Below are 15061 nucleotides of genomic sequence, written 5' to 3'. Positions count from 1 at the left end.
GCCGGCCGTTCAGCCCTTGCCGGCGACTTCCTTTTCGCGGCGGAACGAGGCCTCGCCGTCGACATAGGCTTCCTGGCGCTCGACGCTCCAGTAGCGCAACAGGTCGAGCGGGATCGCCTCGCCGGTCACGGCGCAGCGCACATAGGCGCCGGGCCGCACGACCTGAAAATCGGGCGTGCCGTAGCGCAGCTTCGCCTCGCCGCCATTCTCCATGCGGTTCATGGATGTCTCCGCTGTCGGTGGACCGGCCTCGCCAGCCGGTCGGTCGGCTTCTGACTAACGCCGGGCCGGGGAGCCGTCAAATGGCACCGCGCCGCGTTCAGCGGCGGCCGAACATCTTCTCGATGTCGGCGAGCTTCAGCTCGATGAAGGTCGGCCGGCCGTGATTGCACTGGCCCGAACCGGGCGTCACCTCCATGTGGCGCAGGAGCGCGTTCATTTCTTCCGGCTTCATCAGCCGTCCCGAGCGCACCGAGCCGTGGCAGGCGATGGTTGCGGCGACATGGTCGATGCGGCCGCGCACGGCATCGGCGGTGCCGGCCTCGGCGAGCTCGTCGGCGAGATCGCGCACCAGACGCTGGCAATCGACGCTGCCGAGGATCGCCGGCGTCTCGCGCACGGCCACCGCGCCGGGACCGAAGCGCTCGATGCCGAGGCCGAGCCGGGCAAAGGTCTCCGCCTGCTCGGCGAGGCGATCGACGTCGTCCTCCGGCAGATCGACGATCTCGGGGATCAGCAGCAGCTGCGAAGGGAGGGGGCGGCCGTGCAGGGCCGTCTTCAGCGTTTCGTAGACGAGGCGCTCATGGGCGGCGTGCTGGTCGACGATGACGATGCCGTCCTCGGTCTCCGACACGATGAAGTTGCGATGAAACTGCGCCTTGGCCGCGCCGAGCGGATGGTCGGCCCCGTTTGTCACGTCCTCGGCGGGCTCGGTGTCGGAGGCAGCGGAGGCGACGGGCGCCGGCGAGGTGGCGGAGCCGGCGTCAACTGCGCGGTCGAGGGTCGCGGCGTCGGCGCCCATATCGAAGGGCCGGTAGGGCGAGGCCTCGGCGGCATAGGCGGCCTGGCGCGGCGCGGCGAAGCCGCCGGGCGCGAAGCCGTCGAAACGGCGCGGGGCGGGCGTCACCGGTGCCGGCTCGGCCGGGGCGGCGCCCCGGAAGCGGGCCATCAGGCCGGAGGCATTGGTGGTCGCCGAACGCAGGCCGGCCTCGTTGAAGGCCTGGCGCAGCGAGCCGACGATCAGGCCGCGCACCAGCCCCGGATCGCGGAACCGCACGTCGGCTTTGGCCGGATGGACATTGACGTCGACAAGGGCCGGGTCGAGGTCGAGAAACAGGACTGCGACGGGATGGCGGTCGCGGGCCAGAACGTCGGCATAGGCGCCGCGCAGGGCCGAATGCAGCGTCTTGTCGCGGACCGGGCGGCCATTGACGTAGAAGAATTGCTGCTGGCCATTGCCGCGATTGTAGGTCGGGATGCCGGCAAAGCCGCGCAGCCGCACGTCCTCGCGCATGGCGTCGACGGGAATGGCATTGTCGGCGAAGTCCGGGGTCAGCACGTCGGCGATGCGCGGCAGCGGTGCGTCGCCGGGCACCGCCTCGAACACCGTCGTCGTGCGGTCGGGGCCGGACAACTCGAAGCGGACGCCCGGAAAGGCGATGGCGATGCGCCGGACGATCTCGGTGATGGCGCTGGATTCGGCCCGGTCGCTTTTCAGGAATTTCAGCCGGGCGGGCACGGCGTGGAAGAGATCACGGACCTCGATCACCGTGCCCCTGGACAGGGCGGCCGGGCGCAGCTCGGAGGGGCGGCCGGCCTCGACGCAAATCTCGTAGGCTTCATCGCTGCCTGCGGCCCGCGACTTCAGGCTGAGCCGGCCGACCGAGCCGATCGAGGGCAGGGCCTCGCCGCGAAAGCCGAGCGTGCCGATGGCGTCGAGGCCGCCGGCGAGCTTGGAGGTGCAATGGCGGCGGACCGCCAGCGGCATCTCGGCGGCCGGAATGCCGCAGCCGTCGTCGCTGATCCGGATGAGGTTCTTGCCGCCGCCGGCCGTGGCGATCTCGATGCGCCTTGCGCCGGCATCGAGGGCGTTCTCGACCAGCTCCTTGACGACGCTGGCCGGCCGCTCGACGACTTCGCCGGCGGCGATCTGGTCGATCAGGGCATCGGAGAGCTGCTGGATGGGCATGGGAAACGGGCCCGGTTCGCGGTCAATGGGGCGCGGAGCATCGCCGCGCGCCTGCCGTTCTTAACGGCTCGCCGGGGCGGCGGCAAACCGGTCCGGTGCCACGCCTGTGGACGGCGCCGCGATCAGAGCCGCTCCTCGAGGATGACGAACACCGAACGTGACTGGACGATGAGCCCGTCCGTCACGTCGATGCGCCGGGGCTCAAGCTGCGGCCAGTCCGACTGAAGATGCAGGCAATAGGCGTGGTCGGCGCGCGGCGACGGCAGCATCACCGCGACATCGGCGTCGCCGGCATTGAGATAGATCACCGCCCGTTCGCTCTCGATGTCGTCGGCGCCGCGCGGCGCATAGACCGACATGCCGAGGAAGCGCCGCTCCGGATCGGACCAGTCGCCCGGTTCCATGGGGGCGCCATCCTCGCGCAGCCAGACGACGTCCTCGACGTCGCCGCCCTCGACCGGGCGGCCGGTAAGGAAACGGTCGGCATTCAGCGCCGGATGGGCGCGGCGCAGTTGCGACAGCCGGGCGACGAAGGCGGCGAGATCGGTGTCGGCCCGCGCCCAGTCGAGCCAGGTGATCTCGTTGTCCTGGGCATAGCCATTGTTGTTGCCGCCCTGGCTGCGGCCGAATTCGTCGCCGGCGACGATCATCGGCGTGCCGCGCGCGATCATCAACGTCGCCAGCATGGCGCGGATGTCCTTGCCGCGCGCCTCAATGATGGCCGGATCGTCGGTGTCGCCCTCGACGCCGTTGTTCCAGGAGTGATTGTCGTTGTGACCGTCGCGATTGTCCTCGCAATTGGCGGCGTTGTGCTTGTCGGCATAGGCGGCGATGTCGGCGAGCGAGAAGCCGTCATGGGCGGCGATGAAATTGACGCCGCTCGACGGGCGGCGGCCGTCGCGATCGTAGAGATCGGCCGAGCCGGCGAGGCGCGTCGCCAGCGCTCCGACCATGCCGGCATCGCCGCGCCAGAAGCGGCGGACATCGTCGCGGAACTTGTCCTGCCACTCGAACCAGGGCCTGGGAAACCGGCCGACCTGGTAGCCGCCGGGGCCGATGTCCCAGGGTTCGGCGACATGGATGCGGTGCTTCAGGACGGGATCGGCGGCGAGCATGCGGAAGAAGGGCGCGTCGGTGGAGAAGCCGTCGTCCAGCCGTCCCATCACCGGGGCGAGATCGTAGCGGAAGCCGTCGAGGCCCGTCGCCTCGACCCAGGTCCGCAGCACGTCGATGCACAGCCGCGCCACCGGTTCGCGGTGGGTGGCGAGGGTATTGCCGGTGCCGGTGTCGTTGACGAGCAGGCCCGGCTCGTCCTCGGCGTGGCGGTAGTAGAGAAGATTGTCGAGACCGCGATAGCAGACCGTCGGCCCGTCCTCGTCGCCCTCGCCGGAATGGTTCAGCACAACGTCGAGCAGCACCTTGATGCCGCGCGCATGGAAGGCGTCGACCACCCGGCGGATTTCGGGAAAGCCGCCCGGCGCAAGCCGCGGATCGGGCGCCATGTGGGTGATCGGGTTGTAGCCCCAGGCATTGGTCAGGCCATGCGCCGAGAGGTGGCCCTCGTCGATCCAGGCGGCGAGGGGCATCAGCTCGACGGTCTCGACGCCGAGCTTTTCCATGTGGTCGAGGAAGACCGGTTCGGCGAGGGCGGCGACGGTGCCGCGGATTTCGGCCGGGACATCCGGATGGCGCTGGGAATAGGCGCGGACCAGCACCTCGTAGGTCAGGCCGGGGTCGGCGAAGGGCAGGGGCGTGGCATTGCGATCGAGCGCGGTGACGAGCGCCCGCGGCATGTAGGGCGCGCTGTCGAGCTGGCGCTCGGGCGGCGCTGCCAGCACCGGATGATAGAGGAAGGGGCGGTCGAGCTGCACCGCATAGGGATCGGCGAGGAGCTTGGACGGATCGAAGCGATGGCCGTCCATCGGTCGGTAGGGGCCAAGCGCCCTCAGCCCATAGCGGGCGCCGGCCGCCAGCCCCGGCACGAAGCCGTAATGCTGGCCTTCCTTTTCGCCGGGCAGGACGAGCTGCGCGGTTTCCCGCGTTCCGGTCGCGTCGAAGAGGCAGAGCTGGATGGCGTCGGCATTTTCGGAATGGACGGCGAAATGGACGCCGTCGCCGTCGAGCGTCGCGCCGAGCGCGGCGGGCCTGCCGCGCTCGGCCGTGATTGCGTAGGTCATGCCGTCCCTGCGGTCAGGTGATGACGTCCGGCGCGGTGCGGCCGGTGCGCTTGCCGATCTCGCCGATCGCCGAGGCCGTGTCGATGAGCTCGGCCAGCGCCTGTTCGGGGGCAATGTCGTGGCGGGTGCGGTCGGGCTCGTAGCGCTCGATATAGACGCGCAGGGTGGCGCCCTTGGTGCCGGTGCCCGACAGGCGGTAGACGATGCGCGAGCCGCCGGAGAAGACGATCCGCACGCCCTGGCCGGTGGCGACCGAGCCGTCGACCGGGTCCTTGTAGGAAAAATCGTCGGCCTCGGAGACGACCAGCGTGCCGAAGCGCTGGCCGGCCATGGAGGCGAGGCGGTCGTGCAGCGAGCCCATCAGCCCCTCGGCCGCCTTGGCGTCGACCTCCTCATAGTCGTGGCGCTGGTAGTAATTGCGCCCGAACTCGGCCCAGTGGCTTTCCAGGATCGCCTGCACGCTTTCGCGGCGCACGGCCAGGATGTTGAGCCACAGGAGCACCGCCCACAGGCCGTCCTTCTCGCGGACATGATCGGAGCCGGTGCCGGCGCTCTCCTCGCCGCAGATCGTCACCTTGCCGGCATCGAGCAGCGTGCCGAAGAACTTCCAGCCGGTGGGCGTCTCGTACATGCCGATGCCGCGCTTGGCGGCGACCCGGTCGGCGGCCTGGCTGGTCGGCATGGAGCGGGCGATGCCGGCAATGCCGTCCTTGTAGGCCGGCGCCAGATGGGCGTTGGCGGCCAGCACCGCCAGCGAATCCGACGGCGAGACGACGATGCCCTTGCCGACGATCAGGTTGCGGTCGCCGTCGCCGTCGGAAGCCGCGCCGAAATCCGGGCCGTTGGGCGCCATCAGCTGGTTGATCAGCGTCGCGGCGTGGACGGCGTTGGGGTCGGGATGACCGCCGCCGAAATCCTCCAGCGGCTCGCCATTGATCACCGTGCCGAGCGGTGCGCCGAGCCGGTTCTCCAAAATTTCCTTGGCATAGGGGCCCGTCACGGCGTGCATGGCGTCGAAGCGCAGGGTGAAGCCTGAGGCGATCAGGTCGCGGATCTGGCCGAAATCGAACAGTTTCTCCATCAGCGCGGCATAGTCGGCGACCGGATCGATGACCTCGACCACCATGTCGCCAAGCTTTGTCTCGCCGAGTTCGGCAAGGCTCGGGGCGTCGCCGGACCAGATGCGGTACTGCGACATCGTCCGCGTGCGCTCGAAGATCGCGGAGGTGATCTTCTCCGGCGCCGGACCGCCATTGGCGACATTGTACTTGATGCCGAAATCGCCCTTCGGGCCGCCGGGATTGTGGCTGGCCGACAGGATGATGCCGCCGGCCGCCTTGCGGATGCGGATCAGGTTGGAGGCGGCTGGCGTCGACAGGATGCCGCCGCGGCCGACGACGACGCGGCCATAGCCGTTGCCGGCAGCCATGCGGATCGCGGTCTGGATCACCTCGCGATTGTAGAAGCGGCCGTCGCCGCCGATCACCAGGGTCTCGCCGTCATGGCTGTCGGCGGCGTCGAAGATCGCCTGGATGAAATTCTCGGCGTAATTGGCCTGGCGGAAGTGCGGGACGCTCTTGCGCAGGCCCGAGGTGCCGGGCTTCTGGTCGTTGAAGGGCTTGGTGGCGATCGTCTCGATCATGGCCGCTGGTCTCCGATAAGATCGCGGAAGAGTTGGGCGTAGTGCCCGGCGCTGCTGCGCCAGGATACGTCGGATTGCATCGCGCTGAGCTGTAGCTGGCGCCAGGCAGCCGGGTCGGCATACAGCCGCTGCATCCGGTCGACGGCGTCGATGAGGTCGTCGCGCGTGGGCGGCGCGAAGATGAAACCGGTGGCAACGCCGGCGGTGATGGCGGCGTGGTTGGCGTCGATCACCGTGTCGGCGAGGCCGCCGACCTTGGCGACCACCGGAATGCAGCCATAGCGCAGGCCGTAGAGCTGGGTGAGGCCGCAGGGCTCGAAGCGCGACGGCACGAGGATCGCGTCGCCGCCGGCCTGGACCCGGTGGGACAGGGCCTCGTCATAGCCGATGCGCACGCCGATCTTGTTCGGATGCCGGGTATGGGCGGCCTGGAAACTGCCCTCGATCATCGGCTCGCCGGAGCCGACCACGACCATGCGCACGCCGCGTTCGACGAGGTCGTCGCAGGCGTCGGCGACGAGGTCGAGGCCCTTCTGCCAGGTCAGGCGGCTGACGACGGCGACGATCGGGCCGTCCTCATGGGCGAGGCCGAATTCGGTCTCCAGCGCGCGCTTGTTGCGCTGGCGCGCCTTGGGCGAGCGGGCGCTGTAATGATGCGGGATGTCGGGATCGGTCTTGGGGTTCCAGACGTCGGTGTCGATGCCGTTGACGATGCCGACCAGCCGTTCGCCGCGTCCGCGCAGGAGGCCGTCGAGCCCCATGCCGCCGCCCGGCGTCAGGATCTCCTCGGCATAGGTCGGGCTGACGGTGGTGACCGCGTCGGCGGCGTGCAGGCCGCCCTTCAGGTAGCCGACATTGCCGTAATATTCGACGCCCTCGATCGACCATGCGGATGGCGGCAGGCCAAGGCACGGGAAGATCTGGTAGGGAAAATTGCCCTGGAAGGCGAGGTTGTGGATAGTCACCACGGTGCGCGGCCTCGGCTTGCCGGACACGGCGAGATAGACCGGCGTCAGCGCGGCCTGCCAGTCATGGGCATGGACGATCGCCGGTGCGAAACCGGGGATCGCACCCTGGCCGATCTCGGCGCCGGCCTTCGACAGCGCCGCGAAGCGGGCCCAGTTGTCGGCGTGGTCGTGGCCGGCGCTCGACACATAGGGACCGCCGGTCCGATGGAAGAGATGCGGCGCGTCGAGGACGAGAAGGTCGAGCCCGCCGGCGGTCGCCGCAAGGACACGCGCCGGCCCGCCGAAGAGATCGTCGAAACGACAGGCGATGTCGGCGTTGTCGATCTGCCGCATGACATCGGGATAGCCCGGCATCAGCGTGCGCACGGCAAAATCGTGGGCCGCCAGCGAGGCGGGAAGCGCCCCCGCCACGTCCGCCAGCCCGCCGGTCTTGATCAGCGGGAAGACTTCCGAGGCGACGGAGAGCACGCCGGTGGTCATCAGTAGGTGAGCCTGTCGATCATCGGCTTGGTGACGAGGCAGATGCCGTTCGCCGTGCGGCGGAACCGCTTGGCGTCGAGCTCGGGATCCTCGCCGATCACCAGGCCGTCGGGGATTTCCACGCCGCGGTCGAGCACCGCCCTGGTGACGCGGGCATGGCGGCCGATACGGCACTGGGGCAGCACGACCGCGTGGTCGAGCATGGAATAGGAGCGCTGGCGCACCCCGGTGAACAGCAGCGAGCGGTGCAGCTGACCGCCGGAGATGATGCAGTCGCCCGAGACCAGCGAGGAGATCGCCGAACCCCGGCGGCCGTCCTCGTCATGGACGAACTTGGCCGGTGGCACCACGTCGGCATAGGTCCAGATCGGCCAGTCGCGGTCGTAGATGTCGAGCGGCGGAATGATGTCGGTCAGGTCGATATTGGCCTGCCAGTAGGCATCCACCGTGCCGACGTCGCGCCAGTAGGCCTCGTCGTCCGGCTCGTTCTCCGAGCGCACCACCGACAGGTTGAAGCGATGGGCGACGGCGCGGCCGTGCTTGACGATATGCGGGATGATGTTCTTGCCGAAGTCGCGGCTCGAGCCCGGATCGGCGGCGTCGCGGCGCAGCTGGTCCATCAGGAAGTTGGTCTCGAAGACATAGATGCCCATCGAGGCCAGCGCCGTGTCGGGACGACCCGGAATGGCGGGGGGATCGGCCGGCTTCTCGACGAAATCGGTGATGTTGTAGTTCTCGTCGACATGCATGACGCCGAAGGCGACAGCCTCCATGCGCGGCACTTCGAGGCAGCCGACCGTCACGTCCGCACCCGAATCCACATGCTGCTGGAGCATGATCTCGTAGTCCATCTTGTAGACGTGGTCGCCGGCCAGGATGACGATGTAGCGCGGCGCGTAGGATTCGATGATGTCGATGTTCTGGTACACGGCGTCGGCGGTGCCGGCGTACCACTGGTCCTCGGACACGCGCTGGCTGGCCGGCAGGATGTCGAAGCTCTCGTTGCGGCCCGGCCGCAGGAAGTTCCAGCCGTTCTGCAGGTGCCGGATCAGGCTGTGGGCCTTGTACTGGGTGGCGACGCCGATGCGGCGGATACCGGAATTGATGGCGTTGGAGAGCGCGAAGTCGATGATCCGCGTCTTGCCGCCGAAGAAGACGGCCGGCTTGGCGCGGCTGTCGGTCATCTCCATCAGCCGACTGCCGCGTCCGCCGGCCAGTACGTAGGCCATCGTCTCGCGGGCCAGCGGTCCGGCGCGTCTGTTCTCTGCCATGAACTCCTCCCTGGATCATCCATGGGGCAGACGGCTCTCCGGATGGCCGGCTGACTGGCCCGGCGCCCGAACGTTCCTCCCCCACGCATGTCGAACATAGCGCAGACGCGGCCCGACGCCATGCCGGATCGCGATCAATCGCCTCCGGCGACGGGAATCAGGCGTCCGGACCGGCCTTCCAGATGTCGCGGGCATATTCGCGGATCGAACGGTCGGAGGAGAACCAGCCCATCCGCGCCGTGTTGTGCACGGCCTTGGCCTGCCACTCGTCCTGGTCCTGCCAGAGCACGTCCAGACGGCGCTGGGTGTCCCAATAGGCCTGGAAGTCGGCGCAGGTCATCCACCAGTCATTGTTGTAGAGGTTGGAGACCAGGTCGTGGTAGCGCGCCGGGTCCTCCGGCGAGAAGACGCCCGAGGAGATCGCGTCCAGCGCCTCGCGCAGCAGCGGCAGTTCGGCGATGATCGAGCGGCCGCTATGGGCCTCGCGACGCCGCTGGGCGACCTCCTCGGCGGTCAGGCCGAAGATGAAGATGTTGTCCTCGCCGACATGCTCCAGCATCTCGACATTGGCGCCGTCGAGAGTGCCGATGGTCAGCGCGCCGTTCATGGCGAACTTCATGTTGCCGGTGCCGGACGCCTCGAGGCCGGCCGTCGAGATCTGCTCCGACAGGTCGGCCGCCGGCATGATGATCTCGGCGAGGCTGACATTGTAGTTCGGGATGAACACCACCTTCAGGAGGTCGCGGACCGCCGGATCGCTGTTGATCGTGCGGGCGACGTCGTTGGCGAGATGGATGATCTCCTTGGCCTGGGCGTAGCTCGGCGCCGCCTTGCCGGCGAAGATCTTGACGCGGGGCGACCAGTCGCGCTCGGGATGCGAGCGGATCTGGTCGTAAAGCGCGATCGCCTCGATGATGTTCAGGAACTGGCGCTTGTATTCGTGGATGCGCTTGACCTGGATGTCGAAGATCGCGCCCGGATCGACCTGCGTCGCCATGCGCTCGCCGATCAGGTTGGAGAGCTGCTCCTTGTTGCGGCGCTTGACCGCCGCGAAGCGCTCGCGGAAGGCGGCATCGTCGGCCAGCGGATCGAGATCGGCGATCTTCTCGATATCGTCGAGGAAGGCCGGGCCGATCGCATCGGTCACGAGTTCGGTGAGGCCGGGATTGGCCTGCATGAGCCAGCGGCGCGGGGTCACGCCATTGGTCTTGTTCTCGATCCGATCGGGATAGAGCAGGTGGAGATGATGGAACACCGTCTCCTTCATCAGTTCGGTGTGCAGCGCCGAGACGCCGTTGACGGCATGGCTGCCGACAAAGGCGAGCTGGCCCATGCGCACGCGCCGGCCATTGCCCTCGTCGATCAGCGAGATCGCGGCGATCCGGGAATCATCGAAGCCCTTCTCCTGCGCCGCCTCGCGGATGACGCCGGCATTGATGGCGTAGATGATCTGCATCTGACGCGGCAGGAGTCGCTCGAACAGATGGATCGGCCAGTGCTCCAGCGCCTCGGGCAGCAGCGTGTGGTTGGTATAGGAGAAGGTGTTGCGGGTGATCTCCCAGGCCTCGGCCCATTCATGGCCGTGCACGTCGATCAGGAGCCGCATCAGCTCGGCGACCGAGACCGCCGGATGGGTGTCGTTGAGCTGGATCGAGAACTTGTCGGCGAGGTTCGACAGATTCTCGTTGGCGTGGAGATGGCGCCGGATGATGTCCTGCAGCGAGGCGGAGGAGAAGAAGTACTCCTGCCGCAGGCGCAGTTCCTGGCCGGCCTGGTGCGAGTCGGCCGGATAGAGGATGCGGGTGATCGCCTCGGCCTTGTTGGATTCGACCAGGGCGCCGATGTGATCGCCGGAATTGAAGGCGTCGAGCAGGATCGGGTCGAGCGGCTGGGCGCTCCACAGGCGCAGCGTGTTCACGCGGCGTCCGCGCCAGCCGACGATCGGCGTGTCGTAGGCGACGGCGAGAACGCGCTCGGCCGGGCGCCAGACCTGGCGGGCCGGGCGGCCGGGCTCCTGGATGGTGGTGACCTTGCCGCCGAAGCCGATCTCGTAGGCGAGCTCGCGGCGCTCGAATTCCCAGGGATTGCCATGGGCGAGCCAGGTTTCCGGCAGCTCCACCTGGGCGCCGTCGGCGATTTCCTGGCGGAAGAAGCCGTGGACGTAGCGGATGCCGTAGCCGAAGCCGGGAATGTCGGTGGAGGCCATCGACTCCATGAAGCAGGCGGCGAGGCGGCCGAGGCCGCCATTGCCGAGCGCGGCGTCGGGCTCCAGCAGCTCGACGAGATCGAGATCGACGCCGTAGCGCGACAGCGCCTCGCGGATCGGCTCGGTCAGGTTGAGATTGTTGATCGCATCGCGCAGCAGGCGGCCGATCAGGAATTCCATCGACAGGTAGCAGACGCGCTTCTCGCCGCTGGTCTTGGCGCGCTGGGAGGATTCCATCCACTGGTCGATGATCCGGTCGCGGATGACCAGCGTCGTCGCCTCGAGCCAGTCGTAGCGCCGCGCCTCGGCCGGGGTCTTGCCAACGGCGTAGGTCAGCTTCTCGACGATCTGCCGGGCCAGCGTCTCCGGGTCGTTCTTGCGGGGTGCAGGTGTCGGGGCACCGGTTCCGTCCAGGGCGGAATCGACCTCGTTCGTCATGTCGGCCATCATGACCCCCTCAGTTTGTGGATTGCTGCAACGAGGCCGGCGGTGGAGCTGTCGCGCCCCTCTGCCGAGGTCTCGCCGGTGATGACGGGAACCAGCCGGTTGGCCAGTTCCTTGCCGAGTTCGACGCCCCACTGATCGAAGGCGTTGATGCCGTAGAGCTGGGCCTCGACGAAGACCCGGTGCTCGTAGAGCGCGATCAGGCGGCCGAGCGTGGCCGGGTCGAGCTGGCGGTAGAGAAGGGTGATCGACGGCCGGTCGCCCGGGAAGACGCGATGCGGCGCGATCCGCTCGGCCTGTTCGGGCCTCATGCCGGCGCCGAGAAGCTGCTGGCGCGCCTCGTCCAGCGTGCGGCCGCGCATCAGCGCCTCGCTCTGGGCCAGGCAATTGGCCAGCAGCAGATCCTGATGGACCCGCATCTCGGCCGGCTCGTGGGCATTGGCGCCGACCAGGAACTCGACCGGGATGATGTCGGTGCCCTGGTGGATGAGCTGGAAGAAGGCGTGCTGGCCATTGGTGCCGGGCTCGCCCCAGACCACGGGACCGCTCACGGGAACGGTTTCGCCGTCGAGGCCGACGCGCTTGCCGTTCGATTCCATGTCGAGCTGCTGGAGATAGGCGGGGAAGCGCGACAGCCGCTGGTCGTAGGGGATGACGGCGCGGGTCGGATAGTCGCAGAGCGCCCGGTGCCAATAGCCGACGAGCCCGAGCAGGACCGGCAGGTTCTGGTCCAGCGGCGCGGTGCGGAAATGCGTGTCCATCTCGCGGGCGCCGGCGAGGAAGTCGCGGAAGCCAGACGCGCCGATGGCGATCATCAGCGGCAGGCCGATCGCCGACCAGATCGAATAGCGACCGCCGACCCAGTCCCAGAAGCCGAAGATGCGCTCCGAGGCGATGCCGAAATCGGCGACCTTGTCGAGCGCGGTGGAGACGGCGACGAAGTGCTCGCCCACCGCGTCCTCGCCCAGCGCGTCGCTGATCCAGCGGCGGGCGGCGGCGGCGTTGGTCATGGTCTCGATGGTGGTGAAGGTCTTCGACGCGATGATGAAGAGCGTCGACGCCGGGTCCAGCGTCTTCAACGTGTCGGCGATATGCGCGCCGTCGACATTGGAGACGAAATGCGTGCGCGCTCCGTCGTGATAGGGCGCCAGGGCGAGTGTCGCCATGGCCGGGCCGAGGTCGGAGCCGCCGATGCCGATATTGACCACGTCGGTGATCTGCGTGTCGCGGGCGCCGGTGATGGTGCCGTTGCGCACGCCCTCGGCGAAGGCGCTCATCGCCTTCAGAACGTCCGCCACGGCGCCGCTGACCGGGTTGCCGGCGGCGCGGAAGCCGTCCATCGGCTCAGCGCGCAGCGCCATGTGCAGCACCGAGCGGTCTTCGGTGAAATTGATCGGCTCGCCGGCGAACATGGCGTCGCGCCGGGCCTCGACACCGCGGCTGCGGGCCAGTGCGATCAGGGCGTCACGGGCATCGTCGTCGATGGCCGTCTTGGAATAATCGAGGACGAGATCGCCCAGCGCGGCGGAAAATTCCGAATAGCGGCTCGGATCGTCGGAAAACAGCGAACGGATGCCGCGGTCGGCGGCCTGCCGGGCCATGCCGGTCAGTTCCGCAGCCGCAGGAGAAGCGCCGGAATCGGACGTCTGGCTCATGAATTGCCCTGCCATGATGTGTGATGCGGTCGTCGCAAGAAAGCGCCTGCCTGCGGCCTTTTATGCCGGTTGTGGATAGGAGGCAAACGCCGGGTCGGCGCCGCTCATGGCCTGATGTGCCCTATTATAGTGCACATTTTTGCGATGCTGCAATTCGCGCCGCTCTATTTCATGAAAGAGGGCCGGCAGTTGCAAAACCTGCCGGCCCCTTAGCTGTCGTCTCAGTCGATCGTGACGGTCTTCACATTCATGAATTCCAGCATGCCCTCATGCGCCAATTCGCGGCCGTAGCCGGAGCGCTTCACGCCGCCGAAGGGCAGACGCTGGTCGGAGGCGGTCATGCGGTTGATGTGGGTGCCGCCCTGGTCGAGCTCGCGAATGAAGCGTTCCTGCTCCGCGGGCTCCGTCGTCCAGGCCGAACCGCCGAGACCGAATTCCGAATCATTGGCGAGGTCGATGGCCTCGTCGATCGATTTGACCTTGAACATGATCGCGCAGGGGCCGAACAGCTCTTCGCGATAGGCTGGCGCGCTTTCCGGCACGTCGGCGAGGATCGACGGCTGGAAGAAATAGCCCGGGCCCTCCGGCGCCTTGCCGCCGGTCACGAGCTTGGCCCCGGCACTGACCGATCTGTCGATCTGGTCCTTCAGGTCGTCGACGCCGGCCTTCATGGCCAGCGGGCCCATGCCGGTGTCGTCGGCCATCGGGTCACCGAGCTTGATGGCTTCGACGGCCTCGGTGTAGCGGCCGAGATAATCCTCGTAGACGTCCTCATGGACGATGAAACGCTTGGCGGCGATGCAGCTCTGGCCGTTGTTCTGCATGCGGGCGGTGACGCCCACCTCGACCGCCTTGGCGATGTCGGCGGAGGGCATGACGATGAAGGGGTCGGAGCCGCCGAGTTCGAGCACGGTCTTCTTGATCTCGGAGCCGGCGGTGGATGCGACCGCCGAGCCGGCGCCCTCGCTGCCGGTCAGGGTGGCGGCGCGCACGCGGCTGTCCTTGAGGATCCCCTCGACCTTGGAGGAGGAGATCAGAAGGGTCTGGAAGACGCCCTGCGGCGCGTCGGCGTCGAGGAAGATGCGCTCGATCTCCAGCGCGCACTGACTGACATTGGAGGCGTGCTTCAGGATGCCGACATTGCCGGCCATGATCGCCGGGGCGGCGAAGCGCATGCACTGCCAGTAGGGGAAGTTCCAAGGCATGACCGCCAGAACCGGGCCGATCGGCAGGTAGGTCACGAAATTGCGGCCGGCGGGACCGTCCCGCACGTCGTCGGCGACGAATTTCTCGGCGTTCTCGGCGTAGAAGCGCAGGGCGTTGGCGCATTTGCCGACCTCGGCCTCGGCCTCCTTCAGCCGCTTGCCCATCTCCATGGTGGCGATGCGGGCGAGCTCGCTCTTGCGATTGTCCATCTGGTCGGCGGCCCGCATCAGGACCTCGGCGCGCCGGGCGAAGGAGGTCTTGCGCCAGTCGCGGAAGGCCAGTTCGGCATTGGCGAGGGTGCGCTCGATATCGGCGTCGGTGTGCGCGGCGAATTCCTCGATGGTCTCGCCCGTCGCCGGATTGATGCTCGTGGGCATGGTCTCTCCTGATGGTCACGCGTCGTTTCATGCACCGGTCCGCGCCGTCCGGCCGGGCCGCTCCGCTAGTTAGCACGAAGCCGGCGCGCGGACAGAGGCGCGGATCGGACCGTCGGACGAAGCCGACGGCGACGGATCAGGTGCGTGCGGCCGACAGCTTCTCGATCGCGGCATCGAGGGACTCGCTGGTGGCCTTCACCTCGGGCACGTTCGGGTCGTTCTTCAGGATCTGCTGCAGCGACGAGCGCCATTCCGACAGGATGGTTTCCTTCTCGCCGTCGGACAGCCGGTCGTCCTTCAGGACGTCCTCGGGCTTGTCGTACGAGCCATGGGTCGGGTGATCGAATTTCGACGACATCATTGTCGGTCTCCTGCCTGTCGTTTCGGGGCGGGCGCGGCGGGCCGGACATGCCGGCGCGCTCGTGCCTTCTGGGTCCCCAACGGGCC

General features: G+C 68.0%; 10 protein-coding genes. All 10 read right to left on the bottom strand.

What is annotated here, in order from left to right; translation table 11 throughout:
• Positions 1–9: 9 nt before the first annotated feature.
• Positions 10–222, bottom strand: coding sequence for a DUF2093 domain-containing protein (locus H9Q09_RS17830; RefSeq protein WP_040325093.1), 213 nt, complete (start codon positions 220–222; stop codon positions 10–12).
• Positions 223–319: 97 nt separating this feature from the next.
• A complete protein-coding gene (gene mutL / locus H9Q09_RS17825) occupies positions 320–2188 on the bottom strand; it encodes a DNA mismatch repair endonuclease MutL (RefSeq protein WP_187392142.1) in 1869 nt (622 codons plus the stop codon).
• Positions 2189–2310: 122 nt separating this feature from the next.
• On the bottom strand, positions 2311–4365 hold the full coding sequence (glgX, locus tag H9Q09_RS17820) for a glycogen debranching protein GlgX (RefSeq protein ID WP_187392141.1): 2055 nt from the start codon (positions 4363–4365) through the stop codon (positions 2311–2313).
• 13 nt (positions 4366–4378) lie between these two features.
• Positions 4379–6007: an alpha-D-glucose phosphate-specific phosphoglucomutase gene (locus tag H9Q09_RS17815; protein WP_187392140.1), complete on the bottom strand. Its 1629-nt coding sequence runs from the start codon at positions 6005–6007 to the stop codon at positions 4379–4381.
• A complete protein-coding gene (glgA, locus tag H9Q09_RS17810; protein WP_187392139.1) occupies positions 6004–7455 on the bottom strand; it encodes a glycogen synthase GlgA in 1452 nt (483 codons plus the stop codon). Before glgA ends, H9Q09_RS17815 begins: the two co-directional genes overlap by 4 nt.
• Positions 7455–8726, bottom strand: a complete 1272-nt coding sequence (gene glgC / locus H9Q09_RS17805) for a glucose-1-phosphate adenylyltransferase (protein ID WP_187392138.1) — start codon at positions 8724–8726, stop codon at positions 7455–7457. Before glgC ends, glgA begins: the two co-directional genes overlap by 1 nt.
• Positions 8727–8883: 157 nt before the next feature.
• Positions 8884–11370: a glycogen/starch/alpha-glucan phosphorylase gene (locus tag H9Q09_RS17800; RefSeq protein WP_187392168.1), complete on the bottom strand. Its 2487-nt coding sequence runs from the start codon at positions 11368–11370 to the stop codon at positions 8884–8886.
• Positions 11371–11378: 8 nt separating this feature from the next.
• Entirely contained in the window at positions 11379–12977 is a 1599-nt protein-coding gene (gene pgi, locus H9Q09_RS17795; protein ID WP_246716225.1) for a glucose-6-phosphate isomerase, read from the bottom strand.
• A gap of 275 nt (positions 12978–13252) precedes the next feature.
• Positions 13253–14614 (bottom strand): NAD-dependent succinate-semialdehyde dehydrogenase, encoded by a 1362-nt coding sequence (locus H9Q09_RS17790; protein WP_187392136.1) that lies wholly within the window; start codon positions 14612–14614, stop codon positions 13253–13255.
• A 136-nt stretch (positions 14615–14750) separates the two neighbouring features.
• Positions 14751–14975: a hypothetical protein gene (locus tag H9Q09_RS17785; RefSeq protein ID WP_024349233.1), complete on the bottom strand. Its 225-nt coding sequence runs from the start codon at positions 14973–14975 to the stop codon at positions 14751–14753.
• Between the last annotated feature and the right edge of the window lie 86 nt (positions 14976–15061).

Source organism: Aurantimonas sp. DM33-3, assembly GCF_014334315.1.
In the GTDB taxonomy this organism is placed as follows: domain Bacteria; phylum Pseudomonadota; class Alphaproteobacteria; order Rhizobiales; family Rhizobiaceae; genus Aurantimonas; species Aurantimonas coralicida.
The sequence above is the reverse complement of the archived record's forward strand: the minus strand, read 5'-3'. Positions and strand labels throughout refer to the sequence as shown.

Coding starts and splice junctions, on each gene's coding strand:
- H9Q09_RS17830 (WP_040325093.1), bottom strand. CDS start 222: ATGAACCGCATGGAGAATGGCGGCGAGGCGAAGCTGCGCTACGGCACG.
- mutL (WP_187392142.1), bottom strand. CDS start 2,188: ATGCCCATCCAGCAGCTCTCCGATGCCCTGATCGACCAGATCGCCGCC.
- glgX (WP_187392141.1), bottom strand. CDS start 4,365: ATGACCTACGCAATCACGGCCGAGCGCGGCAGGCCCGCCGCGCTCGGC.
- H9Q09_RS17815 (WP_187392140.1), bottom strand. CDS start 6,007: ATGATCGAGACGATCGCCACCAAGCCCTTCAACGACCAGAAGCCCGGC.
- glgA (WP_187392139.1), bottom strand. CDS start 7,455: ATGACCACCGGCGTGCTCTCCGTCGCCTCGGAAGTCTTCCCGCTGATC.
- glgC (WP_187392138.1), bottom strand. CDS start 8,726: ATGGCAGAGAACAGACGCGCCGGACCGCTGGCCCGCGAGACGATGGCC.
- H9Q09_RS17800 (WP_187392168.1), bottom strand. CDS start 11,370: ATGACGAACGAGGTCGATTCCGCCCTGGACGGAACCGGTGCCCCGACA.
- pgi (WP_246716225.1), bottom strand. CDS start 12,977: ATGGCCCGGCAGGCCGCCGACCGCGGCATCCGTTCGCTGTTTTCCGAC.
- H9Q09_RS17790 (WP_187392136.1), bottom strand. CDS start 14,614: ATGCCCACGAGCATCAATCCGGCGACGGGCGAGACCATCGAGGAATTC.
- H9Q09_RS17785 (WP_024349233.1), bottom strand. CDS start 14,975: ATGATGTCGTCGAAATTCGATCACCCGACCCATGGCTCGTACGACAAG.